The 23,489-nt window shown below is 47.5% G+C and carries 22 protein-coding genes; 19 read left to right on the top strand and 3 right to left on the bottom strand.

The window, feature by feature from the left end; genetic code table 11:
* Positions 1 to 63: 63 nt before the first annotated feature.
* From AR688_RS17590 to AR688_RS17580, 3 genes are all read right to left on the bottom strand, one after another.
* Positions 64 to 552: a DUF6702 family protein gene (locus tag AR688_RS17590; RefSeq protein WP_068237080.1), complete on the bottom strand. Its 489-nt coding sequence runs from the start codon at positions 550 to 552 to the stop codon at positions 64 to 66.
* On the bottom strand, positions 552 to 3,131 hold the full coding sequence (locus AR688_RS20540) for a M1 family metallopeptidase (RefSeq protein ID WP_231732132.1): 2,580 nt from the start codon (positions 3,129 to 3,131) through the stop codon (positions 552 to 554). Before AR688_RS20540 ends, AR688_RS17590 begins: the two co-directional genes overlap by 1 nt.
* A 61-nt stretch (positions 3,132 to 3,192) precedes the next feature.
* Entirely contained in the window at positions 3,193 to 4,971 is a 1,779-nt protein-coding gene (locus AR688_RS17580; RefSeq protein WP_197412273.1) for a DEAD/DEAH box helicase, read from the bottom strand.
* A gap of 162 nt (positions 4,972 to 5,133) precedes the next feature.
* Between AR688_RS17580 and mioC the strand changes: the two genes are divergently transcribed.
* The 19 genes from mioC to AR688_RS17490 all read left to right on the top strand — a co-directional run bounded on the left by mioC (position 5,134) and on the right by AR688_RS17490 (position 23,362).
* Positions 5,134 to 5,571: an FMN-binding protein MioC gene (gene mioC, locus AR688_RS17575; RefSeq protein ID WP_068237078.1), complete on the top strand. Its 438-nt coding sequence runs from the start codon at positions 5,134 to 5,136 to the stop codon at positions 5,569 to 5,571.
* A gap of 581 nt (positions 5,572 to 6,152) precedes the next feature.
* A complete protein-coding gene (gene mnmG / locus AR688_RS17570) occupies positions 6,153 to 8,042 on the top strand; it encodes a tRNA uridine-5-carboxymethylaminomethyl(34) synthesis enzyme MnmG (RefSeq protein ID WP_068237076.1) in 1,890 nt (629 codons plus the stop codon).
* A gap of 18 nt (positions 8,043 to 8,060) precedes the next feature.
* Positions 8,061 to 8,678, top strand: a complete 618-nt coding sequence (gene rsmG, locus AR688_RS17565; RefSeq protein WP_068237073.1) for a 16S rRNA (guanine(527)-N(7))-methyltransferase RsmG — start codon at positions 8,061 to 8,063, stop codon at positions 8,676 to 8,678.
* A 19-nt stretch (positions 8,679 to 8,697) separates the two neighbouring features.
* Positions 8,698 to 9,492, top strand: a complete 795-nt coding sequence (locus tag AR688_RS17560) for a ParA family protein (RefSeq protein ID WP_068237070.1) — start codon at positions 8,698 to 8,700, stop codon at positions 9,490 to 9,492.
* Positions 9,493 to 9,521: 29 nt separating this feature from the next.
* Positions 9,522 to 10,394, top strand: coding sequence for a ParB/RepB/Spo0J family partition protein (locus AR688_RS17555; protein ID WP_068237067.1), 873 nt, complete (start codon positions 9,522 to 9,524; stop codon positions 10,392 to 10,394).
* Positions 10,395 to 10,529: 135 nt separating this feature from the next.
* Complete coding sequence (locus AR688_RS17550; protein ID WP_068237064.1) at positions 10,530 to 10,910, top strand: ATP synthase subunit I; 381 nt, start codon at positions 10,530 to 10,532, stop codon at positions 10,908 to 10,910.
* A gap of 14 nt (positions 10,911 to 10,924) precedes the next feature.
* Positions 10,925 to 11,785: a F0F1 ATP synthase subunit A gene (gene atpB / locus AR688_RS17545; protein ID WP_068237061.1), complete on the top strand. Its 861-nt coding sequence runs from the start codon at positions 10,925 to 10,927 to the stop codon at positions 11,783 to 11,785.
* A gap of 45 nt (positions 11,786 to 11,830) precedes the next feature.
* Entirely contained in the window at positions 11,831 to 12,064 is a 234-nt protein-coding gene (gene atpE / locus AR688_RS17540; protein ID WP_008985017.1) for a F0F1 ATP synthase subunit C, read from the top strand.
* Between the two features lie 49 nt (positions 12,065 to 12,113).
* Entirely contained in the window at positions 12,114 to 12,584 is a 471-nt protein-coding gene (gene atpF, locus AR688_RS17535) for a F0F1 ATP synthase subunit B (protein WP_068237060.1), read from the top strand.
* A gap of 12 nt (positions 12,585 to 12,596) precedes the next feature.
* On the top strand, positions 12,597 to 13,130 hold the full coding sequence (atpH, locus tag AR688_RS17530) for a F0F1 ATP synthase subunit delta (protein WP_068237057.1): 534 nt from the start codon (positions 12,597 to 12,599) through the stop codon (positions 13,128 to 13,130).
* Between the two features lie 14 nt (positions 13,131 to 13,144).
* Positions 13,145 to 14,686, top strand: a complete 1,542-nt coding sequence (gene atpA, locus AR688_RS17525; protein WP_068237054.1) for a F0F1 ATP synthase subunit alpha — start codon at positions 13,145 to 13,147, stop codon at positions 14,684 to 14,686.
* A 52-nt stretch (positions 14,687 to 14,738) separates the two neighbouring features.
* Entirely contained in the window at positions 14,739 to 15,602 is an 864-nt protein-coding gene (atpG, locus tag AR688_RS17520; RefSeq protein WP_068237052.1) for a F0F1 ATP synthase subunit gamma, read from the top strand.
* Between the two features lie 33 nt (positions 15,603 to 15,635).
* On the top strand, positions 15,636 to 17,021 hold the full coding sequence (atpD, locus tag AR688_RS17515) for a F0F1 ATP synthase subunit beta (protein WP_068237050.1): 1,386 nt from the start codon (positions 15,636 to 15,638) through the stop codon (positions 17,019 to 17,021).
* A gap of 23 nt (positions 17,022 to 17,044) precedes the next feature.
* Entirely contained in the window at positions 17,045 to 17,461 is a 417-nt protein-coding gene (locus tag AR688_RS17510; protein WP_027670541.1) for a F0F1 ATP synthase subunit epsilon, read from the top strand.
* Between the two features lie 173 nt (positions 17,462 to 17,634).
* Complete coding sequence (locus AR688_RS17505; RefSeq protein WP_068237047.1) at positions 17,635 to 19,722, top strand: winged helix-turn-helix domain-containing protein; 2,088 nt, start codon at positions 17,635 to 17,637, stop codon at positions 19,720 to 19,722.
* A 99-nt stretch (positions 19,723 to 19,821) separates the two neighbouring features.
* A complete protein-coding gene (locus AR688_RS20270; protein WP_156420340.1) occupies positions 19,822 to 19,980 on the top strand; it encodes a hypothetical protein in 159 nt (52 codons plus the stop codon).
* 33 nt (positions 19,981 to 20,013) lie between these two features.
* Positions 20,014 to 20,667, top strand: a complete 654-nt coding sequence (locus AR688_RS20685) for a helix-turn-helix transcriptional regulator (RefSeq protein ID WP_068237046.1) — start codon at positions 20,014 to 20,016, stop codon at positions 20,665 to 20,667.
* Between the two features lie 213 nt (positions 20,668 to 20,880).
* The gene (locus AR688_RS17495) at positions 20,881 to 22,974 is read left to right on the top strand and encodes a peptidase domain-containing ABC transporter (RefSeq protein ID WP_068237313.1); all 2,094 of its coding nucleotides are present in this window, start codon (positions 20,881 to 20,883) and stop codon (positions 22,972 to 22,974) included.
* A 190-nt stretch (positions 22,975 to 23,164) separates the two neighbouring features.
* On the top strand, positions 23,165 to 23,362 hold the full coding sequence (locus AR688_RS17490; RefSeq protein ID WP_068237045.1) for a hypothetical protein: 198 nt from the start codon (positions 23,165 to 23,167) through the stop codon (positions 23,360 to 23,362).
* Positions 23,363 to 23,489: the final 127 nt, after the last annotated feature.

The raw sequence follows: 23,489 nt of genomic DNA, 5'->3' as shown, positions 1-23,489 counted from the left end.
AAACTCCACACTATGGCTATAGCCTGCTATATGGCGGCGGTTCAGTTATATTTAAAGCCGGCGTTAAAAACTCAGCTGCTGCCAGCCGGTTTTACTATCAAAGCTTAAGCTTTTTACCTCACCACGGCCCTCTATATTGACGGTATTTACCTGTGCCGGCCACAAGGCCTGCAAGGCGTTATGCTTAATGCGCAAGCCCTGCAGCTCTGGTGGGATTGGCGCTTCCTGATACACCCAGAAAAACCGGCCGTCCAGTTGCCCGCCAACCAGCGTTAAACTGATAGCCTCACCCGCCGGGGTTGTCAGCGCAAAATGCTCACTGACATATTGGCTGAATGTCTGTTGGGTTTGCTGACTGTTTAACAGATCGGCGCTTTTATCAAATAGCTGTTTAACGCCGTGTTCGGCGTCGTGCACATAAAAGCGGTGCATTACTTCGATATTGCCGCTGCGCTGGTTAAATACCAGCTTAGTCAGCGCAGCTTTCATTTCATGTGCCGCTAACTGACCGCTGCACGCGGCCAGAACAACCAAACACGCCAGCACACGCATTAATTGTTATCCTTTTTTTCGCTATCGGGCTTCTTTGCCGGATCTTTCAGCTCAGTTTTGCTGTCTTGCATAATATCGCGGCTGACTTTAGCTTTACTCTTGTCAGCTTTATATGCCTCGATGCGTGACGGGATAATACGGCGCGGATAAAAGTTATTTTCAATATCCACATCCGCAGTTTCCCATTTCGGATCTACCACTACATCCTGCAGCACTTTATCTTTGGCGGTAACAATCAGCTTATTCACCGCTTTGGGGCTACGACGCCAAATCTCGGCCGGAATATACTGCTGCTCGCTGCTGCCGTCGGCATAGTTCAGCTGTAGCAAAATCGGCATTACCAGGCCGCCCTTGTTGCTAAACTGGAGTACGTAGTAATTTTTATCTTCTGCCACTGCGCGCTCAAAGGCTTTGCGCTCCCACGGCTCTAACTCATGCAAAAATTTGGTGTAGGCATTGCGCTCTTTGTTGGTAACGGTGAAGCGATCGTTATCATCATAAAAATCACGTACATCCGGATTTTTGTCTATCCACAACACTTTACCTTCAGCTTTATTACGCTCAACAAATAGCGGCATCGGTTTATCCAGCTCCTGTTGGCGTTGACGCTCGAAATCAATGTCCGGGTTCTTCGTGTCTAAACGCAGCTGAAACACTTTATCCAGCGAGATATCGACATGATCGGTGCTGTAAAACCAGCCACGCCAAAACCAGTCCAGATCAACGCCGCTGGCCTCTTCCATAGTACGGAAAAAGTCGGCGGGCGTTGGCCGCTTAAACTTCCAGCGTGTGGCATATTCTTTAAAGGCGAAATCGAACAGTTCACGGCCTAAAATCACTTCGCGCAGAATATTCAGCGCCGCCGCCGGCTTGGTATACGCATTAGGGCCCAGTTTTAATACGCTGTCAGACTGCGTCATAATCGGTACCTGCACGTCTGACTTCATATAGTCGACAATATCGCGCGGTTCTACGCCCCATGGGATGGTTGGGTCCCATTCGCGGCCAGCCACACCATCTAAAAAGCTGTTCAAGCCCTCATCCATCCAGGTCCATTGCCGCTCGTCGGAATTGACTACCATCGGAAAGTAAATATGACCCACTTCATGGATCACCACACCAATTAAAAAGCGCTTTTCCGCCTGGGAATAAGTGCGGCGGCCATCGTCCTGCAACTTAGTACGCGGGCCGTTAAAGGTGATCATCGGGTATTCCATGCCGCCTACCGGGCCATTAACCGACTGCGCTACCGGATACGGATAGTCAAACGAGAAGCGTGAATACACTTCCATGGTATGCACTATGGCTTCGGTGGAATATTTTTGCCACAGCTCACCGCCTTCTTTCGGGTAGAACGACATTGCCATCACAAATGGCTGCTCGCTGCCGCCCTGCTGATAGCCTTTGGCATCCCAGATAAATTTGCGCGATGAAGCCCAAGCAAAATCGCGCACATTTTTTGCTTTAAAATGCCAGGTTTTGCTCTGATCAGTGCCGTCTTTCTCGTTTTCCAACGCTTCCTGTTCAGTAACTACAAACACCGGGCGTTTGGCGGTTTTGGCCTGCTCCAGGCGGGCTAATTGCTGTTTAGTCAGCACCTTGCTGCTGTTTTGTAACTCACCGGTGGACGACACTATATGGTCTTCAGGCACCGTTAATTTGACATCGTAATCGCCAAACTCCAGCGTAAACTCACCGCGGCCTAAAAATTCTTTATTGGTCCAGGCTTCGTAATCAGTGTAAGCCACCAGCCGTGGAAACCATTGCGCTAATAAGAAAATATCGTTACCGCCTTCGCGCGCATCTTTCGGAAAGTGCTCATAACCGGAGCGGGCCGATACTGCGTCTTCTTCCACAATATTAAAGGAAAAATCGAGGCTGAAATCTGTAGCCTGGCCAGGCTTTAACGGCTTATCCAAATCGATGCGCATCAAGGTGCCAACAATGGTGACTTTCAGCGCTTTGCCACTGCTACTTTTAACGTTGCTGATCACAAAGCCTAGTTCGTTATCCGCCATAAACTGCTGCCGGCGCAACTCTTCCAGACTTAAGCGCGCGGTAATGTCGCCATCGCCAACAGAGGTTGCCGGGCCACGGCGGCCGATACCGCCAAAGTCGGTACTCATTTCCGCCATTGAATCGTTTTTAAAGATGTTTTGATCCAGATGCAGCCACAAGTATTTCAGCGTATAGGGTGAATTGTTTTTGTAATGGATTTGCTGTCTAGTGCTAAGCTGGCGCTTGGTTTCATCCAACACCACGTCCATTTTATAATTAACCTGTTGCTGCCAGTATTGTTGGCCCGGTTCACCGGCAGCATTGCGATATACGTTCGGCGTCGGCAGCACTTCGTCTAATTGGCGAAACTTATCTTCAAAGTCACCTTTGGTTTGGCGGATAGCATCAGCATTTACAACCGTACTGCACAGCAACGCTGTCAGCAGGCTAAACAACGGCAGGGGGCGGGAAAAAATGGTCGGCATAATCAGCTGCACTCTTATTATTTTCAGTGTGTTAAGCAAGCTTTCTACAATAAGAAACTTCAGCTTGTCAAACAAGCACTGTTTAACACGTACCATGGTTAATCTGTCGCCAATAAAAAACCCTGCCGTAGCAGGGTTTTCTTATAACGGGTGAAACTTAGTCGCGCGGCTTGCGCGGCGCACGTGGCGCAGCACCAGGGCGTGGGCCCGGGCCGTTCGACGGACGACGCTCGCCTGCTGCCGCAGCTGTCGCGCCGCTGTCTACGGTGATATTAAGCTTTTGCTTACGCACATATACCTTTTTCAGGTGCTGGAAAATTTCATTCGGAATAGTTGCCGGCAACTCTACCGTGCTGAAATGATCAAACAGCTTAATATTACCGATGAACTGGCTGTCGATATTAGCTTCGTTGGCGATGGCACCCACGATATCACCGGCACGCACACCATGCTCTTTACCTACTTCAATGCGGTAAGTCTGGTAATCGCCTTTCATTTCACGCTTCACACGTGGACCACGATCCGGACGCTCGCCACTGCGTTCAGGGCGATCTGAGCGCTCACGGCGTGGACGTTCTTCACGCTCACCACGGGCATGCGGCTCACGGATTTCCGGGAACTGGCTGGCCACGTTTAACGGCTGGTCTTTCTGCGCTAAAAACAGTAAAGCCGCAGCCAGATCATTTTCTGTAGTTTCAATCTTCTCACGCCAATCGTTAATTAACGTTTGGAAGAAACTTAAATCCTGAGTTTCGATGGTTTGCGCTAACTGTTCACGGAACGATTCGATACGACGCTGTTCAATCACACGGCCGGTAGGCAGTGACATCTGCTCAATTGGCTGTTTGGTAGCATGTTCAATAGTACGCAGCAAACGGCGCTCACGTGGTGACACGAATAAGATCGCTTTACCTTCGCGACCGGCACGGCCGGTACGGCCAATACGGTGCACATAGGCTTCACTGTCGTAAGGAATGTCGTAGTTTACTACCAGACTGATACGTTCTACGTCTAAACCACGGGCGGCAACGTCGGTTGCCACAATAATATCCAGCTGGTTAGCTTTCATTTTACGAATGGTCAGTTCGCGGTGTGCCTGGTTCATATCACCGTTTAAGCAGGCCACGGCATAACCGCGTGCGCCCAGTTTCTCGGCAATTTCTTCAGTGGCACTTTTGGTGCGCACGAATACGATAGTGGCATCGTACTCTTCGCCTTCCAGCAAGCGAGTTAACGCATCCAGCTTCTGGTTACCATCTAACATCACATAACGTTGGGTAATACGCTCAACGGTACTGGTTTTAGAAGCAATTTTAATTTCTTCAGCATTTTTTAAATGCTTCTGCGCAATAGCGCGGATGGGTGCAGGCATGGTTGCCGAGAACATCGCAACCTGACGGCCTGGCGGCGTAGCATCCATAATAGTTTGCACATCATCGATAAAACCCATACGCAACATTTCGTCGGCTTCATCCAGTACGATAGCGCGCAGCTTATCCAGCTTTAACGTACCACGGTCTAAGTGATCAAGAATACGGCCGGGTGTACCGACAATAACCTGAGAGCCACGTTTTAGTGATTTAAGCTGGTTGGTATAGCTTTGGCCACCGTATAACGGCAGTACATGAAACGCCGGCATATAACGGGCATAAGCCTGAAAGGCTTCAGCAACCTGAATCGCCAGTTCACGGGTTGGTGCCAGAACCAGAATTTGTGGATCGTTTTGCGCAGGGTCAAGCCGTGCTAATAAAGGCAGCGCGAAAGCACCGGTCTTACCGGTACCGGTTTGCGCCTGGCCTAATACATCCTCGCCAGCTAATAGTTTTGGGATAGCAGCAGCCTGGATAGGCGACGGCGTTTCATAGCCAAGTTCAGTGACAGCACGAACAATAGCTTCAGGCAGCATTAGCTGGGAAAATGACACAGTGTCAGACATACGTTGTTTAAACCTCAATAACACGCAGGCGTAGTGGTAGTGCTATTGTTGCTTTTACTTAGCCTGCAGAGCAGTAAAAGCACGTAAATCAGACCAAAGCATAGCTTTAACTGATTTTATTCCAGTAGTATAGCCAAACATTTTTATGACAAGAGGCATATCATGATAGACATCCTCGTTGGCAGCCAAATGGGCGCAGCGGAATATGTGGCAGAACAAGTTGCTGAAACACTGGTACAAGCGGGCTATGAAGCAACACTTCATCTGAAACCCGAACTGGATCACCTTAACCCTTCCGGGGTTTGGTTAGTGATCACATCCACCTATGGCGCAGGAGATCTGCCTGATAATATTCAACCCTTTGCGGATCAATTAGCACAAGATCGGCGTGATCTTACCACACTTTCTTATGCCGTGATCACTTTAGGTGACTCTGCCTACGATACTTTTTGTCTGGCTGGCGAGAAAATAGCGAGTTTACTAGATATGCAGCAGGCAAAATGCTTGTTAATGCCACTGCAAATTGATGCCCAGGATGCCGAACTGCCAGAGGAACATGCCCTGCGCTGGCTACCTGACTTTATTAAAACGCTGCAATAAAAAAAGCGGGTGGCAAGCACCCGCAAACACAAGTATATCTCAGGAAGAACAGGATAACGTTAGTCTCTCCCAGGTTGGCCTCAGCAATAAAACCAACTTGTCGTTACCTTACCGCCAATCTGGCGAACAGTCTTGATATCAGCATGATAAAGCCATGATAAAAGCATTTTAAGCGTTAGGATCCAGTTACACCCAAGTTATCAACAAAATTACAAATTAATAAATCACTCTGTGCATAAGTATAGGTAAAACCGGTTATTAAGCTGTATTTATCCTAAATATAAAAAAAATATTTTTCTGACATGTGGATAAAGTGCCATTTTGATCACCGGTTCAACCGCAACAGATCCTAGCTTGATCACAGGATCTGATCCTTAGTAAGCTTCTGATCATTCATATAAAGATCCGCTTATGCACTGAAAACCGGCTCCTTAGTAGTAAAAATAATAAAAAGATCTCTAAAAAGATCTTATTTAATTTAGAAGATCCTAAGCCCGGTACAGCATTCCACTTACCCCTGGATCGCGCTACAATAGCGCCCCTTAAACACTTTGACAGATTAACCAAATACTGAGGCAACTATGCTGTACCAAGAGACATTCGACGTTATCGTTGTAGGCGGTGGCCATGCCGGCACCGAAGCCGCTCTGGCAGCTGCACGCATGGGCCGTAAAACATTATTGCTAACCCACAATGTTGAAACCTTAGGACAAATGTCCTGCAATCCGGCTATTGGTGGTATTGGCAAAGGTCATCTGGTCAAAGAAATTGATGCTTTAGGCGGCGCTATGGCAATAGCCGCTGACAAAGGCGGTATTCAGTTTCGCACCTTAAACAGCTCTAAAGGCCCTGCGGTAAGAGCCACCAGAGCACAGGCTGACCGGCAGTTGTACCGTGCTGCCATTCGTACAATGCTGGAAAACCAGCCAAACTTAAGTATTTTTCAGCAAGCCTGTGATGATCTGATGGTTGAAAACGATCAAGTTAGCGGCGTAGTAACCCAGATGGGGTTAAAGTTTAAGGCTAAATCTGTAGTACTTACCGTGGGTACTTTTTTGGGTGGCCAAATTCATATCGGTTTACAAAGCCATTCAGGCGGTAGAGCAGGCGATCCGCCGTCTATTGCATTGGCAAAACGTTTACGTGAGTTGCCATTTCGGGTAGATCGCTTAAAAACCGGCACGCCACCACGTATTGATGCCCGTACCATCGATTTTTCACTGATGCAGCCACAGCCAGGTGATAACCCTACTCCGGTGTTTTCGTTTATGGGCAAACAGGCTGATCATCCAATACAAATACCCTGTTACATCACCTACACCAATGAAAACACCCATGATGTGATCCGCAATAATCTGGACAGATCACCAATGTACACCGGTGTAATTGAAGGTATAGGCCCACGCTATTGTCCGTCAATTGAAGATAAAATTATGCGCTTTGCCGATAAAGACAAGCATCAGATCTTTATCGAGCCGGAAGGCTTAACTACTCATGAAGTTTACCCAAATGGTATCTCAACCAGTTTGCCATTTGATGTACAGCTGAGCATAGTGCGCTCAATTAAAGGTATGGAAAACGCGCATATCACCCGGCCAGGCTACGCCATTGAATATGACTTTTTTGACCCACGCGATCTGAAAAACAGCCTGGAAACCAAATTTATTAAAGGCCTGTTTTTTGCCGGCCAGATTAACGGCACCACAGGTTACGAAGAAGCCGGTGCTCAGGGCTTATTGGCAGGGTTAAATGCATCGCTGTTTAGCCAGGATAAAGACAGCTGGTCACCAGGGCGTGAACAAGCTTATCTCGGTGTACTGGTAGACGATCTAACCACCATGGGCACTAAAGAGCCATACCGGATGTTTACCAGCCGCGCTGAATACCGCCTGATGCTGCGTGAAGATAACGCCGACTCACGCTTAACGGAAAAAGGCCGTGAACTTGGCCTGGTTGATGATGCTCGCTGGGCGGCATTTAATGAAAAAATGGAACAGATTGCGCTGGAACGCCAGCGCTTAAAACAAAGCTGGATCCACCCGCAACATGCTGCACTGACAGCGGTTAATGCGTTGGTTAAAACCCCTTTAAGCAAAGAGGCCAGCCTGGAAGAACTGGTACGCCGGCCAGAGATTAATTACGTTGATCTGATGCAAATAGCCGATCTGGGCCCAGGACTGGCTGATCCTGTTGCTGCCGAGCAGGTAGAAATTCAGATCAAGTACGAAGGTTATATTCACCGTCAACAAGATGAAATTGCTAAACAGCAGCGCAATGAGCAAACGCTGTTACCACAACAGTTTGATTATAAACAAGTTAAAGGTTTATCCAACGAAGTTATCGTTAAACTAAACCAGACTCAGCCGCAAACTGTTGGCCAGGCATCGCGTATTTCCGGTATTACGCCGGCGGCGATATCATTACTGCTGGTTTACTTAAAAAAACAAGGGTTACTGCGAAAATCAGCGTAAGCCAGCTTAAGGATCACGATGTTAGAAAAACTTAAGGCGCTGGTAGCGCAAACCAGCCTGACGCTGTCTGAACGGCAGTTGCAACAATGTATCGCCTATGTACAGCTACTGGATAAATGGAACAGTGCTTATAACCTGACTTCAGTGCGTAACCCTGAAGAAATGCTGATCAAGCACGTAATGGATAGTTTAGTGGTGGCACCGTTTTTAACCGGTGAGCGCTTTATCGATGTGGGTACAGGCCCAGGGTTACCAGGCGTGTTGCTGGCCATTTATTACCCGGATAAACACTTTACCCTGCTAGATAGCCTGGGCAAACGTATCCGCTTTTTAAATCAGGTTAAATTACAGCTGAAGCTGGCTAATATTCAGCCGTTGCAAAGCCGGGTAGAAGAACATCAGCCAGAACAAGGCTATGATGGCGTAATAAGCCGCGCTTTTGCCTCAATCAATGATATGCTCAGCTGGTGTCGACATTTACCCGCGACAAACGGCTGCTTTTTCGCCATGAAAGGTGCTGCAGTACAAGAAGAAATTGCAGCTTTGCCTGATTTTGTTAAAGTAGCCTCCGTTCAGCCTCTTGTTGTACCGCAGTTGCAAGCACAGCGGCATTTGGTAATACTGAACCCCTGCTAACTGATAACGAGGACATCTTGTGGCGAAAGTGATCGCAATAGCTAACCAGAAAGGTGGTGTTGGTAAAACCACTACGGCAGTGAATCTGGCTGCCTCACTGGCTGCGACCAAGCGCAAGGTGCTATTGATCGATCTTGATCCGCAGGGCAATGCCACCATGGGCAGTGGCGTAGATAAATATAGCCTGCCGGCCACCGCCTATGATTTACTGGTTGATGAAAAACCGCTGGTTGACGTACTGGTAAAAGAGACTGCCGGTGGCTATCACCTGGTGGCGGCAAACTCTGATCTTACCGCGGCAGAAGTGCGTTTAATGAATGTATTTGCCCGCGAACTGCGTTTGCGCAACGCGCTGAAAGATTACCGCAACAGTTACGACTTTATTTTTATCGACTGCCCACCGTCACTGAATATGCTTACTGTAAATGCCATGGCCGCTGCTGATACCGTGCTGGTACCGATGCAGTGCGAATACTTTGCGCTGGAAGGCTTAACAGCGCTGGTTGATACCATTAATCAGCTTGCTGCTGCGGTTAATCCTGAGTTAAAGATCGAAGGTATATTAAGAACCATGTACGATCCGCGCAATCGTCTGGCGAATGATGTTTCGGAACAGTTAAAACAACATTTTGGTGACAAGGTTTACCGCGCGGTGATCCCGCGCAATGTAAGGTTGGCTGAAGCGCCCAGTTTTGGTGCACCGGTAATGTATTACGATAAAAGCTCAACCGGGGCTAAAGCGTATCTGGCGTTGGCGGGCGAAATGCTGCGCCGGGCCGATAAAAAAACGGTTAACAGCACTACCTCTGTCTGATCTGAATAATTTTAGGGAAGCTATTTAGCATGTCGGTAAAGAAACGCGGCCTGGGCCGGGGTCTGGATGCCTTACTTACGTCCAACAGAACCAGTAACAGTGATACCGCCACGACAACAGCCAGCGCGCTGCAACAGCTGCCGGTAGAGTTTCTGGTGCCGGGCAAATACCAGCCACGTAAAGATATGTCGCAGGAAGCACTGGAAGATTTAGCCAGTTCTATCCGCGCTCAGGGCATTATTCAACCGATAGTAGTGCGGCCGCTGGCAAAAGATAAGTTTGAAATTATCGCCGGTGAACGGCGTTGGCGTGCCAGCCAGTTAGCGCAACTGGCTGAAGTACCCTGTATTGTTAAAGATGTACCGGACGAAGCCGCTGTCGCTATTGCACTGATTGAAAATATTCAGCGCGAAGATTTAAACGCGATGGAAGAAGCGGTGGCGCTGGATCGCTTACTGACTGAATTTGCTTTGACCCACCAGCAAGTGGCCGATGCAGTGGGTAAATCCCGCGCTTCAGTCACCAATTTATTGCGGCTGAACCAGTTAAATGACGACGTTAAACTGTTACTGGAGCATGGCGATATTGAAATGGGCCATGCCCGGGCGTTATTAGCCTTAAAAGATAACGAGCAATCTGATGCTGCGCGTTTAGTGGCAGCAAAACAACTTACGGTGCGCGAAACTGAGAATTTAGTCCGACGGATTTTAGAACCTAAACCTGCAGTAGCAGAAAAACCGCGTGATCCGGATGTACTGGCGCTGGAGCAACGGTTAAGCGAGCGTTTTGCTGCACCGGTGCAGATTAGTTACAACAACAAAGGCAAAGGTAAATTAGAAATTAGTTATACCAGCTTAGATGAGTTAGACGGTATTATTAATAAGTTGAATGCAGCTGAGTAATAATGCTCCACTATTTACCAATAATATGTACTAAACCAGTGCTGATGCCGCTTTTTGTTGCAAATTGAAGGCAGATAAGTATACTTTCGCAAGTTTTTCATACCCCCTTCATGGGTGATTTCAGGGGGACATACAGTGACTGAACAAAGTGCGGCGTTGGCGCGCAAATCAGCTTATAAGCTGGTACTGTGCCAGCTTGCAGTAGCCGGGGTTATCGCACTGGCTTTTTTTTTAGCTGCCGATGCAGCAGCAGCCAAATCCGCCTTTAAAGGTGGCTTGGTTGCAGTAATACCAAATTGTGTATTTGTGTTTTTTGCTTTTCGTTACAGTGCATCACATAACGCAAATGCAGTATTGGCAGCCTTTATGCGGGGGCAGTCACTAAAATTAATATTAACCGCTGTGCTTTTAGGCGTCGTATTTACGCAGCAACAACTGGTGCCAGGTATTTTTTTAACCGGTTTTCTGCTTACGCTGTTAGCACAATGGACAGCACCAGTTTTTTTTAAACATTAACAATGGGATGAAACATGGCTGCAGGTGAAGAGTTAACCCTCTCTAGCCATATTCAGCACCACCTTACTAACGCCAAAATGTGTACCGTTGATGGTAGCGTTGCATTTAATAAAGCGTGTAGTGAGGCCGGGTTCTGGACATGGCATGTCGATACATTAGCGTGGTCTATTGGCCTTGGTTTGTTGTTTCTGTGGATTTTCCGCAGTGCAGCGACAAAAGCCACTACCGGCGTTCCGGGGAAGTTTCAGTGCTTTATCGAAATGGTGGTTGAGCTGGTTGCCACTAACGTTAAAGATACTTATCACGGCAAAAGTAAATTAATCGCACCACTGGCATTGACTATCTTTGTCTGGGTGTTTCTGATGAACCTGATGGATTTGATCCCGGTAGATTTCCTGCCCGCTTTTGCCGGCTTTGTTGGCGAACAAGCCTTAGGTATGGATTCGCAAGATGTGTACATGAAAATTGTACCCACCACCGATATCAACTTAACTGCTGCGCTGGCCATCGGGGTATTTATTCTGATGATCGGTTATTCAATTCGCATTAAAGGCGTATTGGGCTTTATTAAAGAATTAACGCTGCACCCGTTTAGCAGCAAAAACGTACCACTGCAAATTATCCTGATCCCGGCCAACTTATTGCTGGAAACCATAGCCTTAGTTGCCAAGCCGTTCTCACTGGCGTTGCGTTTATTCGGTAACCTGTACGCCGGCGAGATGATCTTTATCCTGATTGGTGCCGTGGGTTTAGCGCAGTTACCACTGCACTTTGTCTGGGCGGTATTCCATATTCTGGTAATAGTGCTGCAGGCGTTTGTATTTATGATGCTGACCATTGTTTACCTAAGCATGGCCAGTTCAGATAACCACTGATTTTTTTAAACTTTAACTTTAACTATTGAAATATCGGAGAAAAAAATGGAACTAGTATTAGGTCTTAAATTAATCGCAGTTGCCTTGTTAATCGGTTTCGGTGCTATCGGTACTGCACTGGGTTTCGGTAACATGGGCGGTAAGTTCTTAGAAGCTTGTGCGCGTCAACCGGAACTGGCCCCTTCACTGCAAGTTAAAATGTTCATCCTGGCAGGTCTGATTGACGCCGTTGCGATGATTGGCGTTGGTATCGCCATGTACATGTTGTTCGCAATGTAATTGAAGCTTTGTGTTATTCCGAACAACTGTTAACTAAGGAGGAGCGGTCGTGAATTTAAACGCCACTCTGCTAGGCGAATTAATCGCATTTGCGGTGTTCGTGCTGTTCTGTATGAAATTTGTATGGCCGCCGTTGATCAATGCGATCGAAGCGCGCCAGAAAAAAATTGCTGACGGTTTAGCAGCTTCTGATCGTGCGGAAAAAGACCTGGCATTAGCGCAGGACAAAGCCAAAGATCAGCTAAAAGATGCTAAAGCACAAGCAGCAGACATTATTGAGCAAGCGAAAAAACGCGAAGCCAAAATGCTGGATGAAGCCGTGCACAAAGCCAACGCTGAACGTGAAAACATTCTGGCGATTGGCAGAGCAGAATTGGAAGCGGAACGTAATCGTTTACGCGAAGAGCTGCGCAAGCAAGTTGCTGCATTAGCAGTAGCAGGCGCAGAGAAAATTCTGCAACGTTCTATTGATGAAGCTGCTCACAGCGACATTCTGGAAAAACTGGTTCAAGAACTGTAATGAGGATGAGCTATGTCTGATTTGACTAATATTGCTCGTCCTTACGCCAAAGCGGCCTTTGATTTTGCTGTAGAGCAAAAAGCACTGGACGCCTGGCTGCAGATGTTGGTCTTTGCTGCAGAAGTAGCAAAGAATGACCAGGTTGGTGCTTATTTAGGCGCCAACGGTTCTGCTGACAAGCAGGCCGGTCTGTTTATTCAGGTATGTGGTGAGCAACTCAATGAGCACGGCCAGAACTTTATTAAAGTGATGGCAGAAAATCATCGCTTGTTGGCGTTGCCTGAAGTGTTAGCTGCCTTTATTGCGCTAAAAGCTGAGTTTGAAAAAGAAATCGACGTTACTGTGGTTTCTGCAACCAAGCTGAATAAAGCACAACAAGACAAGCTAGCCGCAGCATTATCGCAACGTTTGGCACGCAAAGTTAAATTAAACTGTAGCGAAGATCCTGCAGTGGTTGGCGGTATGCTGATCAAAGCAGGTGACATGGTTATTGATGGCTCGATCCGCGGCAAGCTGGATCGTTTAGCAACTGCGCTGCAGTCATAATTGGGGAACAGAGAATGCAACTGAATTCCACTGAAATATCAGAACTGATCAAAAGTCGTATTGCTCAGTTTGAAGTGGTCAGTGAAGCTCGTAACGAAGGTACTATCGTTCAGGTAACAGACGGTATTATTCGTATCAATGGTCTTGCAGATTGTATGCAGGGCGAAATGATTGAGCTTCCTGGCAATCGCTATGCTATCGCGCTGAACTTAGAGCGCAACTCAGTTGGTGCTGTAGTTATGGGCCCGTACGCGGACTTAACCGAAGGCACTAAAGTAAAAAGCACCGGCCGTATCTTAGAAGTACCGGTTGGCCCGGCGTTATTAGGCCGTGTGGTTAACACCTTAGGTGCACCTATCGACGGTAAAGGCCCGATTGAAGCCGCTGGCTTTGAACCGGTAGAAAAAATCGCGCCAGGCGTTATCGACCGTCAATCGGTAGATCAGCCAATGCAGACTGGTTATAAGTCGGTTGATGCGATGATCCCTATCGGTCGTGGTCAACGTGAATTGCTGATCGGTGACCGTCAGACCGGTAAAACGGCGCTGGCGATTGATGCCATCATCAACCAGAAAGGCACCGGCGTTAAATGTATCTATGTTGCTATTGGTCAGAAAGCTTCTACCATCGCTAACGTAGTACGTAAGCTGGAAGAGCACGGCGCCCTGGCCCACACTATCGTGGTAGTGGCCTCTGCGTCTGAAGCGGCGGCACTGCAGTTCCTGGCGCCATACTCTGGCTGTACCATGGGCGAGTACTTCCGTGACCGCGGTGAAGATGCGCTGATTGTATACGATGACTTGTCTAAGCAAGCTGTTGCTTACCGTCAAATCTCGTTACTGTTACGCCGTCCGCCAGGCCGTGAAGCTTACCCGGGTGACGTATTCTATTTGCACTCACGTCTGCTGGAGCGCGCATCACGCGTTAACGCTGACTACGTAGCACGTTTAACCAACGGCGAAGTAACTGGCAAAACCGGTTCTTTAACCGCGCTGCCTATTATTGAAACTCAGGCTGGTGACGTATCTGCGTTCGTACCTACTAACGTAATTTCGATTACTGATGGTCAGATCTTCTTAGAAACTGACTTATTCAACGCCGGTATCCGTCCTGCGGTGAACGCCGGTATTTCGGTATCGCGGGTAGGTGGTGCAGCACAAACCAAGATCATCAAGAAATTAGGTGGTGGTATTCGTCTGGCATTAGCCCAGTACTCAGAGCTGGCAGCGTTCGCGCAGTTTGCGTCTGACCTTGACGAAGCAACCCGCGCTCAGTTAGAGCACGGCCAGAAGGTCACTGAGCTGATGAAACAGCTGCAGTACAGCCCGATGTCTGTTGCCGAAATGGGTGTGTCTATTTTCGCTATCGAAAAAGGCTTTATGAAAGATGTTGAAGTGGCCAAAATCCTCGATTTTGAAGCCGGCTTAATCGCTTTTATGAAAGCTGAACACGCTGAGCTGATGGCTGATATCGATAAAACCGGTAACTACAACGACCAAATCGAGTCTACGTTCAAAGCTGCCATTGATAAATTCAAGGCAACGCAGACCTGGTAAGCAATGTGGGTGGCTTGCCACCCCGTTCGTTGAATGAAACGGAGATACAGTCATGGCCGGTGGTAAAGAGATAAAAAGTAAGATCGGGAGTATTAACAATACTCGCAAGATCACCAGTGCTATGGAAAAGGTTGCGGTCAGCAAAATGCGCAAAGCGCAAGACCGTGTAGCTGCAACACGCCCATACGCTGAAGGTATGCGCAAAGTGATCGGTAACGTTGCCAATGGCAGCCTGGAATACCGCCATCCGTATTTAGCGGAGCGTGAGGTAAAACGGGTTGGCTATATTGTCATTTCTACTGATCGTGGTCTTTGCGGTGGCCTGAATACCAACGAGTTTAAGAAAGTTGCCCTTGAGCTGAAAAGCTGGAAAGACAAAGGCGTAGATGCGCAGTTTGCTGTTATCGGCAACAAAGCAACAGCCTTTTTCAAGCGTTTCGGTGGTAAGGTAGTCGCGCAACAGGCGGGTTCAGGTGACGTACCACGTTTGGCTGATGTGATTGGTTCGGTAAAAGTGATGCTGCAAGCATTTAACGAAGGCCGGATTGACCGCTTATTCCTGGTGTACAACAAGTTTGTCAACACCATGAAGCAAGAGCCAGTGATCGATCAACTCTTACCTTTGCCAAAAGCAGACATTGCACAAAAAGAGCATAACTGGGATTACCTGTACGAGCCGGATCCACAACCTATCATCGATATGTTACTGGACCGCTTCGTTGAATCGCAAGTTTATCAGGGCGTGGTAGAGAACTCTGCCAGTGAGCACGCGGCGCGGATGGTAGCCATGAAGGCTGCAACCGACAACGCCGGTAACCTGATGGACGACCTGAAGCTGGTGTACAACAAAGCACGTCAGGCCGCGATTACCCAGGAGCTTAGCGAGATCGTCGCAGGTGCGGCAGCTGTAGGCTAAGGTAAACAGTTTTGAGAAATTTGAGGAAACATCATGAGTCAAGGTAAGGTCGTCCAAATCATTGGCGCCGTTGTGGATATCGACTTTCCACAAGATGCGGTACCTGGTATCTATGACGCGTTAAACGTGACTGACGGTGATCTGGCTGGTTTAGTGCTGGAAGTGCAGCAGCAGCTGGGTGGCGGTACAGTGCGTACTATCGCGTTAGGTACAACAGACGGTTTACGTCGCGGCGCTGCCGTGACCAACACCGGTAAAGCAATTCACGTTCCGGTGGGCAAAGCCACACTGGGCCGTATTATGAACGTACTTGGCGAGCCAATCGACGAAGCAGGCCCTATCGGTGAAGAAGAGCGTATGCCTATTCACCGTGCCGCGCCAAGCTACGAAGATCAGGCCGCGTCTAACGCCCTGCTGGAAACCGGTATCAAGGTTATCGACCTGGTATGCCCGTTTGCTAAAGGTGGTAAGGTTGGTCTGTTCGGTGGTGCGGGTGTAGGTAAAACCGTAAACATGATGGAACTGATCCGGAACATCGCTATCGAGCACAGCGGCTACTCAGTATTCGCCGGTGTAGGTGAGCGTACCCGTGAAGGTAACGACTTCTATCACGAGATGAAAGACTCTAACGTACTGGATAAAGTATCGTTAGTGTACGGTCAGATGAACGAGCCGCCAGGCAACCGTCTGCGCGTAGCGTTAACCGGCTTAACCATGGCGGAAAAATTCCGTGATGAAGGCCGTGACGTACTGTTCTTCGTTGATAACATTTACCGTTACACCCTGGCCGGTACTGAAGTGTCTGCACTTTTAGGCCGTATGCCATCAGCGGTAGGTTACCAGCCAACGCTGGCAGAAGAGATGGGCGCGCTGCAAGAGCGTATCACTTCTACCAAGACCGGTTCTATCACGTCAATCCAGGCCGTATACGTACCTGCGGATGACTTAACTGACCCGTCACCAGCTACGACCTTCTCGCACTTAGATGCGACGGTAGTACTGAGCCGTAACATTGCTTCACTGGGTATTTACCCGGCAATCGACCCACTGGATTCTACCTCTCGTCAATTAGATCCATTGGTAATCGGTAAAGAGCACTATGAAGTGGCCCGTGGCGTACAGTCTGTACTGCAGCGTTACAAAGAACTGAAAGACATTATCGCGATCCTGGGTATGGACGAATTGTCTGATGATGACCGCACAACAGTATACCGTGCGCGTAAAATTCAGCGTTTCCTGTCACAGCCTTTCTTCGTAGCTGAAGTATTCACCGGTTCACCAGGTAAATACGTACCGCTGAAAGAAACTATCCGTGGCTTTAAAGGCATCCTGGAAGGCGAGTTCGACCATATGCCAGAGCAGGCGTTCTACATGGTTGGTTCTATCGACGAAGCGATCGAAAAAGCGAAGAAACTGTAAGTTCAGGCTTTAGGAGAGCGGAGATGGCGATGACAGTGCAACTGGATGTAGTAAGTGCCGAAGAAAAAATCTTCTCCGGCCTTGTCGAATCCGTGCAGGTCACAGGCAGTGAGGGCGAGTTAGGTATTTTACCTTTTCACGCCCCGTTACTGACCACCCTGAAACCTGGCATGGTCCGTATCGTGAAACAATTTGGCGAAGAGCACGTGATATACGTAGCCGGCGGTGTACTTGAAGTACAACCCGATACCATCACTGTACTGGCCGATGTCGCGGTACGCGGCGAAGACTTAGACGAGCAAGCCGCTTTAGACGCACAAAAACGTGCTGAAGAAGCGATGCAACACGCTGGCGCAGACTTCAACTATGCTGAAGCTGCGGCACAACTGGCTGAGGCCATTGCCCAGCTGCGCATTATTCAGAAAATGCGTAAAAAATAAGTTCGGGTTCCGAAATATAAAAAGCCACCTTAGGGTGGCTTTTTGCTTATGTTTGGTCAATTTGCAGTCAGTTGGGGAACAATGTTGATTAATACTCCGTTATCTTTATTATATAAAAATAACTGAATTAAAACTTAATGCTTTAATTGTTAACATAGTCCTGGTGGCGACAGATGAAGATTGTCGATCTCGGTGAGTTCAGAGTTGATACACAGGAGCGCAGGCTATACCGCCAGCACGAAGAGCTGGCCGCCGAGCCAAAAGTAATAGAGGTGTTGTGTTACTTTATTCTACATGCTGATCGTTTTGTCAGTTTACAGGAATTACACCAACAGGTTTGGCAGGGGCGTGTTGTTACTGACACGGCGGTAAGGCGCACTGTCAGTAAGTTGCGGGCCTTGTTAGGCGACAATGATACTGAGCAGCCCAAATACATTCGTTCGCAAATGAAGCGCGGCTATCAGTTGGTTTGCCCGGCATTTGAGTCGCAGGCACAGCCGGCCGACAAAGTAACACTGCAGCCTGACGCAGCCACAAGTAATGAAGAATACGGTTCTGTTAAACGACCTAACTACCGCCGTATTGTTGCGTCGGGCATATTCTTTGCTTCGTTATTAAGTATCTGTTGGCTGTATTTACAACCAGCACAGGGTCTGCAAGCAGATTTACAGCAAGTAATATTAGATATCCCCGGACAAAAAGCCAGCCTGGCGGTGTCTGCCGATGGCCGGTATCAGGCTTTTGTTGGCAGGGTTAACAGCAGTGATAACTGGCAGTTGTTTTTACACGACAAAGCCACTGCTCAACTGACAAAAATTTCAACTCCGGTACCACATGTGCGTTTTGTCGACTTTGTTGCCGGCGATACTTTGCTGGCGTATGTTGGCTTTCGCGCAGATCACGCTGAGTTTTATCTGCAGCCGTTGTCCAATCTGGCCGCTGCGCCGCAACGCGTCGTCTTACCGGACTTACCTATTTTGGCTGGCCCCCTGGCATTGCCAGACAACAGGTTACTGATTGCCGGTGGCGAAACCTATAACGGCAATATTCACTATTACCAGTACGATTTAACGCAGAAAACAATCAGTCAGTTTAGCTACAGCAGTATTGTCGGCGTACAGGATGCCTATGCCAGGTTGTCGCCGGACAGAAGCCAAGTTGCCTTAGTTCGTGCCAATATTGCTGAGCGTAAGCTGTATCTGCAGCTCTACCGGCTGGCGGATAAAGAGCTGTTGTATGAGCGTTTACTCAGCAATGAACTGGCGGATACCCGTATAGCCTGGATAAGTAATGCTGAGCTGCTGATAAAGCGTGGTGATAGCTTTGAGCAACTGCATCTGGCTGATAATAAACTCAGTGCGCTGGATAATGCCGCTCATAGTGTGAAAGAGCTGGTATTGGATGGTCACGGTCGGTACTTTGCCATTTTTCGCAAAGCGGCAGAGCAGCAAATATATAAAACCCGCTGGCCGTTTCGTGAGGGCTTTAATCAGCATTTACAGCTTGGCCCCCAAGTATTGGCTTTGCATTTTAGCCAGGACCCGCAGTATTACTGGCTAGTAGAGCAGCAGGACAAGCAGTACCTGTTGTCACGTTATTATCCGGCCACTGCGCAGCGCCAATTAGTTATGCAGTCAGAAGCTAGTTTTACTCTGTTGGATCAGGCGCCAGCCTCTGCTTTACTACTGTTAAAGCGCAATAACCGGCTCGAACTGTTAGACGTTAACAGTGGTATGTCAGCCAATATATCTTTGCGCACACAACAGGTGGATCAAGGCGTATTTGCTGCTGATGGTTCTGCGGTGTATTTTCCGGTATTCAGTGCCGGACAATGGCAGATTATGCAATACGAAGTGGCTTCAGCATCACAGCATTTACTGCTACAGGACTACCGTTACCTGCAGCCCTACAAAGATGGTTATCTGGGGGCGGATTCTACCGGCCGCCTGTGGCAGTTAGATAAACAATTTGGCCAGCAACAGTTACTGTATCAGGGGATTCATTTTGATCTGGATTATAAGTTTATGTTGCGTCAGGAGCAGTTAAGTTTAGTGCATCGTACACTGATGTCAGATTGGCAACTGGTGCGTATTGACCTGCAGCAGCATACCAACTGGCAACGCAGCCTGGCTTTTAATGAATTTAGTTTAAATTTTTCACTGGATGTATCTGGTAATGAACTACTGTTCTTTAAACCAAGAGTTGATACAAATCAGTTAGTTAGTGGTGGTTATAACTTTGGTTATAAGTCCATTCTGTAAAAGTCACACCTAAGTCCTGCCGCGGTTATCGCATTAAAATACTTCGGCGACCAAGCTTGGCTCGAGTATCCGCTCAGTCAAATTTATAAGGACGCCATCATGTTAAAGAAAATCTCTGTTGTAGCTACGGCTTTAATTACTGTGTTCTCTTTATTTGTTTCTGCGCCGCTACTGGCCGATGACAATGCAGATAAGGATAAAACTGATATTAAACCTTACTGCTGGTTTATCTGCCCGCCAGATAATGTCTCTGAGTAAAGCTGCCGTTATTAACACCAGAGGAAACTTACTATGAGCCAGATTGAACCTATGGTCAGAGAATTACAGTCGATGACGACTGTGGCTGCGCTGCCAGATTTCTTTTTGCAGATCCAGCAGCAATACCAATACCCTTTCTGTGGCTTGGTGCTGTGGCGGGCGCAACGAAAAGCTGAGTTAATATGTGCCGGTACAAAGGAAGACTTCAACGTTCTGACCAGCCATAACCAGTTACAAATATTCTGCCAGCAGCGCTGCACGCCGGCATTAACCCGTGATAGTGGATTAATTGACGCATTGCCTGTTGCTGATGAGGCTTTGTTGATCCCGATTCGTGGGGTGGGCACTGATGCCGGAGTGTTGATCATTGGCATGCAGTCGGCACAAGTTGAACTGGCGGAGCATATTGCGTGGTACTGGACCATCATAGCTCACTATGTTTATGAAGCAATTTACCGATTGTCAGCCCATGCTGACGATGTTGAAAATTTTGGCTTAACCAGCCGGGAGAAATCTTGCCTTAACTGGGCAGCCAGAGGCAAAACATCGTGGGAAATCAGCCAAATCCTATCGATATCTGAGCGTACGGTGAATTTTCATCTGAGCAATTGTATTGCAAAAACCAATAGTAGCAACCGTCAGCAGGCGATCAGCCGTTGTATTAGCGCTGGTCACATTTATCTTTGAATCGCCAGTTGGAAGGTAACCTTATGCAAGTCGCTAAACCAAAATCTGCTTTACCTGCGCCAGAGTTTATTAGCCTACAGCGATTGAGCCAACTGGTGGAGAACCTTAGCTCGGTCAAATCTGGCACTGAAACATCAGCTAGCGCATCAGTAGCCATACCCATTCTTGCCGCAAGCTAACCTGAGCAATTTAGAAAATACAGTGGGGCAAAAGATGCAATTCATTTATCAGTCGGAATCAGCCGAGTGCGGATTAGCGTGTATAGCCATGATAGCAAGTAATCATGGACATCAACTTGATCTTGGCACCTTGCGGAATCGTTACTCGGTTTCACTGAAGGGCACTAACTTACAGCATCTTATCCAATTGGCTGATCAGTTGTCGCTGGCGGGAAGGGCACTAAGGGTTGACCTGGATGAGCTTGCCCAGTTGCAATTGCCGTGTATTTTACATTGGAATATGAATCATTTTGTGGTGCTGAAAAAAGTCAGTAAGCGCTATATCGTTATTTTGGACCCAGCTGTGGGTGAACGTAAAGTAGCTAGGGCTGAAGTATCAGATTGTTTTAGCGGTATTGCCCTGGAGTTAACTCCTACACAAAGTTTTCGCAAACGTGATGAACGTGTCCAGCTTGGGCTGACAGCATTCTGGAGCCGTATTGAGGGTTTACTGCCGTCGCTGCTAAAGATTTTTGTCTTATCGCTACTATTACAGTTGTTTGTACTGGCATCGCCTTACTATATCCAACTGGTGGTTGACGACGTGCTGATCAGTGCAGATCAGTCGCTGATGCTGGTGCTGGCGCTGGGCTTTGGTTTACTAATGTTAGTTAAAGTATTAACCCAGACATTAAGAGGCTGGGTGATTTTGTATCTGGGCTCCACGATGAACCTGCAGATGGCTACCAATTTGTTCCGGCATCTGGTGCACTTGCCGCTAAGTTATTTTGAGAAACGCCATATCGGCGACATTGTGTCGCGTTTTAGCTCTCTGAACAAGGTGAGAGAGTTGCTGACCAACAGTCTGGTTGAAGGGCTGATTGACGGCATTATGGCCAGCTGTGTGCTGGTGATGATGTATATCTACAGCCCTAAACTGGCCACTGTAGTGCTTGGCACAGTGCTGTTGTATGGCTTATTGCGTTGGGTATTATACCGGCCAATGCGTGACCGCACCGAGGCCAGTATTATGGCAACAGCGACCGAACAGTCTAACTTTATGGAAACTGTACGTGGTATGCAGAGCATTAAGCTGTTTGGTCAGCAAAGCCAAAGGTTAAATATTTGGCAAAACAGATATTCAGACGCAGTTAACCAAAACTTTTTGCTAGGCAGGTGGCAAATTTCTTACCAGACGATTAATCAGTTGTTGTTTGGTATCGAGAACACTGTCGTTATCTTTCTTGCGGCTTATGCTGTGATGGATGGCCTATTAAGTGTGGGTATGTTATTTGCGTTCCTCACTTACAAAACCCAGTTTACGGAGAGAATGGCTGCACTGATTGACAAACTGGTACTACTTTACATGACACGCCTTCATCTTGAGCGGTTGTCAGATATTGCACTAACTGAGAAAGAGCAAGATGATGCAGCTGGCCTTTATCGTGAGATTTCTGGTGAGATAACAGTACAACAACTGGCATACCGCTATTCAGCAACTGATCCGCTGTTATTTGATACAGTTAGTTTTAGCATTACTGCTGGCGAAAGTGTCGCCATTATAGGCCCATCTGGTTCAGGGAAAACGACACTGGCTAAATTGATGCTTGGGCTCTTACCTGCCGACAGTGGCAAGATACTGGTTGATAACACTGATATCCGGCATCTAGGGCTGGGGCATTACCGACGGCAGGTAGCTGCAGTGATGCAGCATGACCAGTTGATGTCTGGCACTCTGGCTGAGAACATAGCCTTTTTTGATCCAGAAATGGATCTGAACAGAGTTACAGAATGTGCAACTCTGGCAGGTATCCATCATGACATTATTGCTATGCCGATGGGCTACAATGCTTTAATTGGAGATATGGGGAGCTCATTGTCGGGCGGCCAGCGCCAGCGATTACATCTGGCCAGAGCTTTGTATAAAAAACCAAAAATTCTGTTTTTGGATGAGGCTACCAGCAGTTTAGATATTCAGTTAGAGAGCCATGTAAACGACGCTGTTAAAACGCTTAATATTACCCGAATCATAATTGCACACCGGCCAGAAACGATACAAAGTGCTGATAGAGTGTTGTTGCTGTGCAATGGTAAGTTGGTAGAAATCACTGAGCAGTATCGAAGAGATATGTTACAGAAAATTGCATGAAACAATATATTTAATAGTTATTACAGCGGGCATTGTGCCCGCTTTTTTTATGAAAATTTCAGCTATGCTGTAATATATTACAGGTTGTTTATATTTATATTGATACTATTATTGAATCGTTGGTTGGCGGAACAGCTTGATACTAACAAATTAATAGCTGATATTTTAATCAAAATTTAAGGAAATGAAAATGAAAAAACAAGAATTAAGCAAAGATAAAGTATTGAATCTTCAGCAGCTGGCTCAAGTGTCAGGTGGTCGTTTACAAGACCAGGTTGCTCCGCTGGACTGGAGCACGATGAGCCGTGGCTGTAACACTGTTGGCGGTGACGAGTGGAGCACAATGAGTGATGGTTGTGTACGTGATGGTGTTATTTCAAAGGCATAACTTTCATTATTTAGAATGAAAAAAATCGGGCTTTCAGCCCGATTTTTTATTTATTAATATAAACCTGTCATAAATTACAGCTTAATAATTTTTAATTATTGTTATAGCTTTATATTAATTAATAAGG

The organism is Rheinheimera sp. EpRS3, assembly GCF_001513785.1.
Lineage (GTDB): Bacteria > Pseudomonadota > Gammaproteobacteria > Enterobacterales > Alteromonadaceae > Alishewanella.
This window is presented reverse-complemented; position numbering and strand designations above follow the sequence as displayed.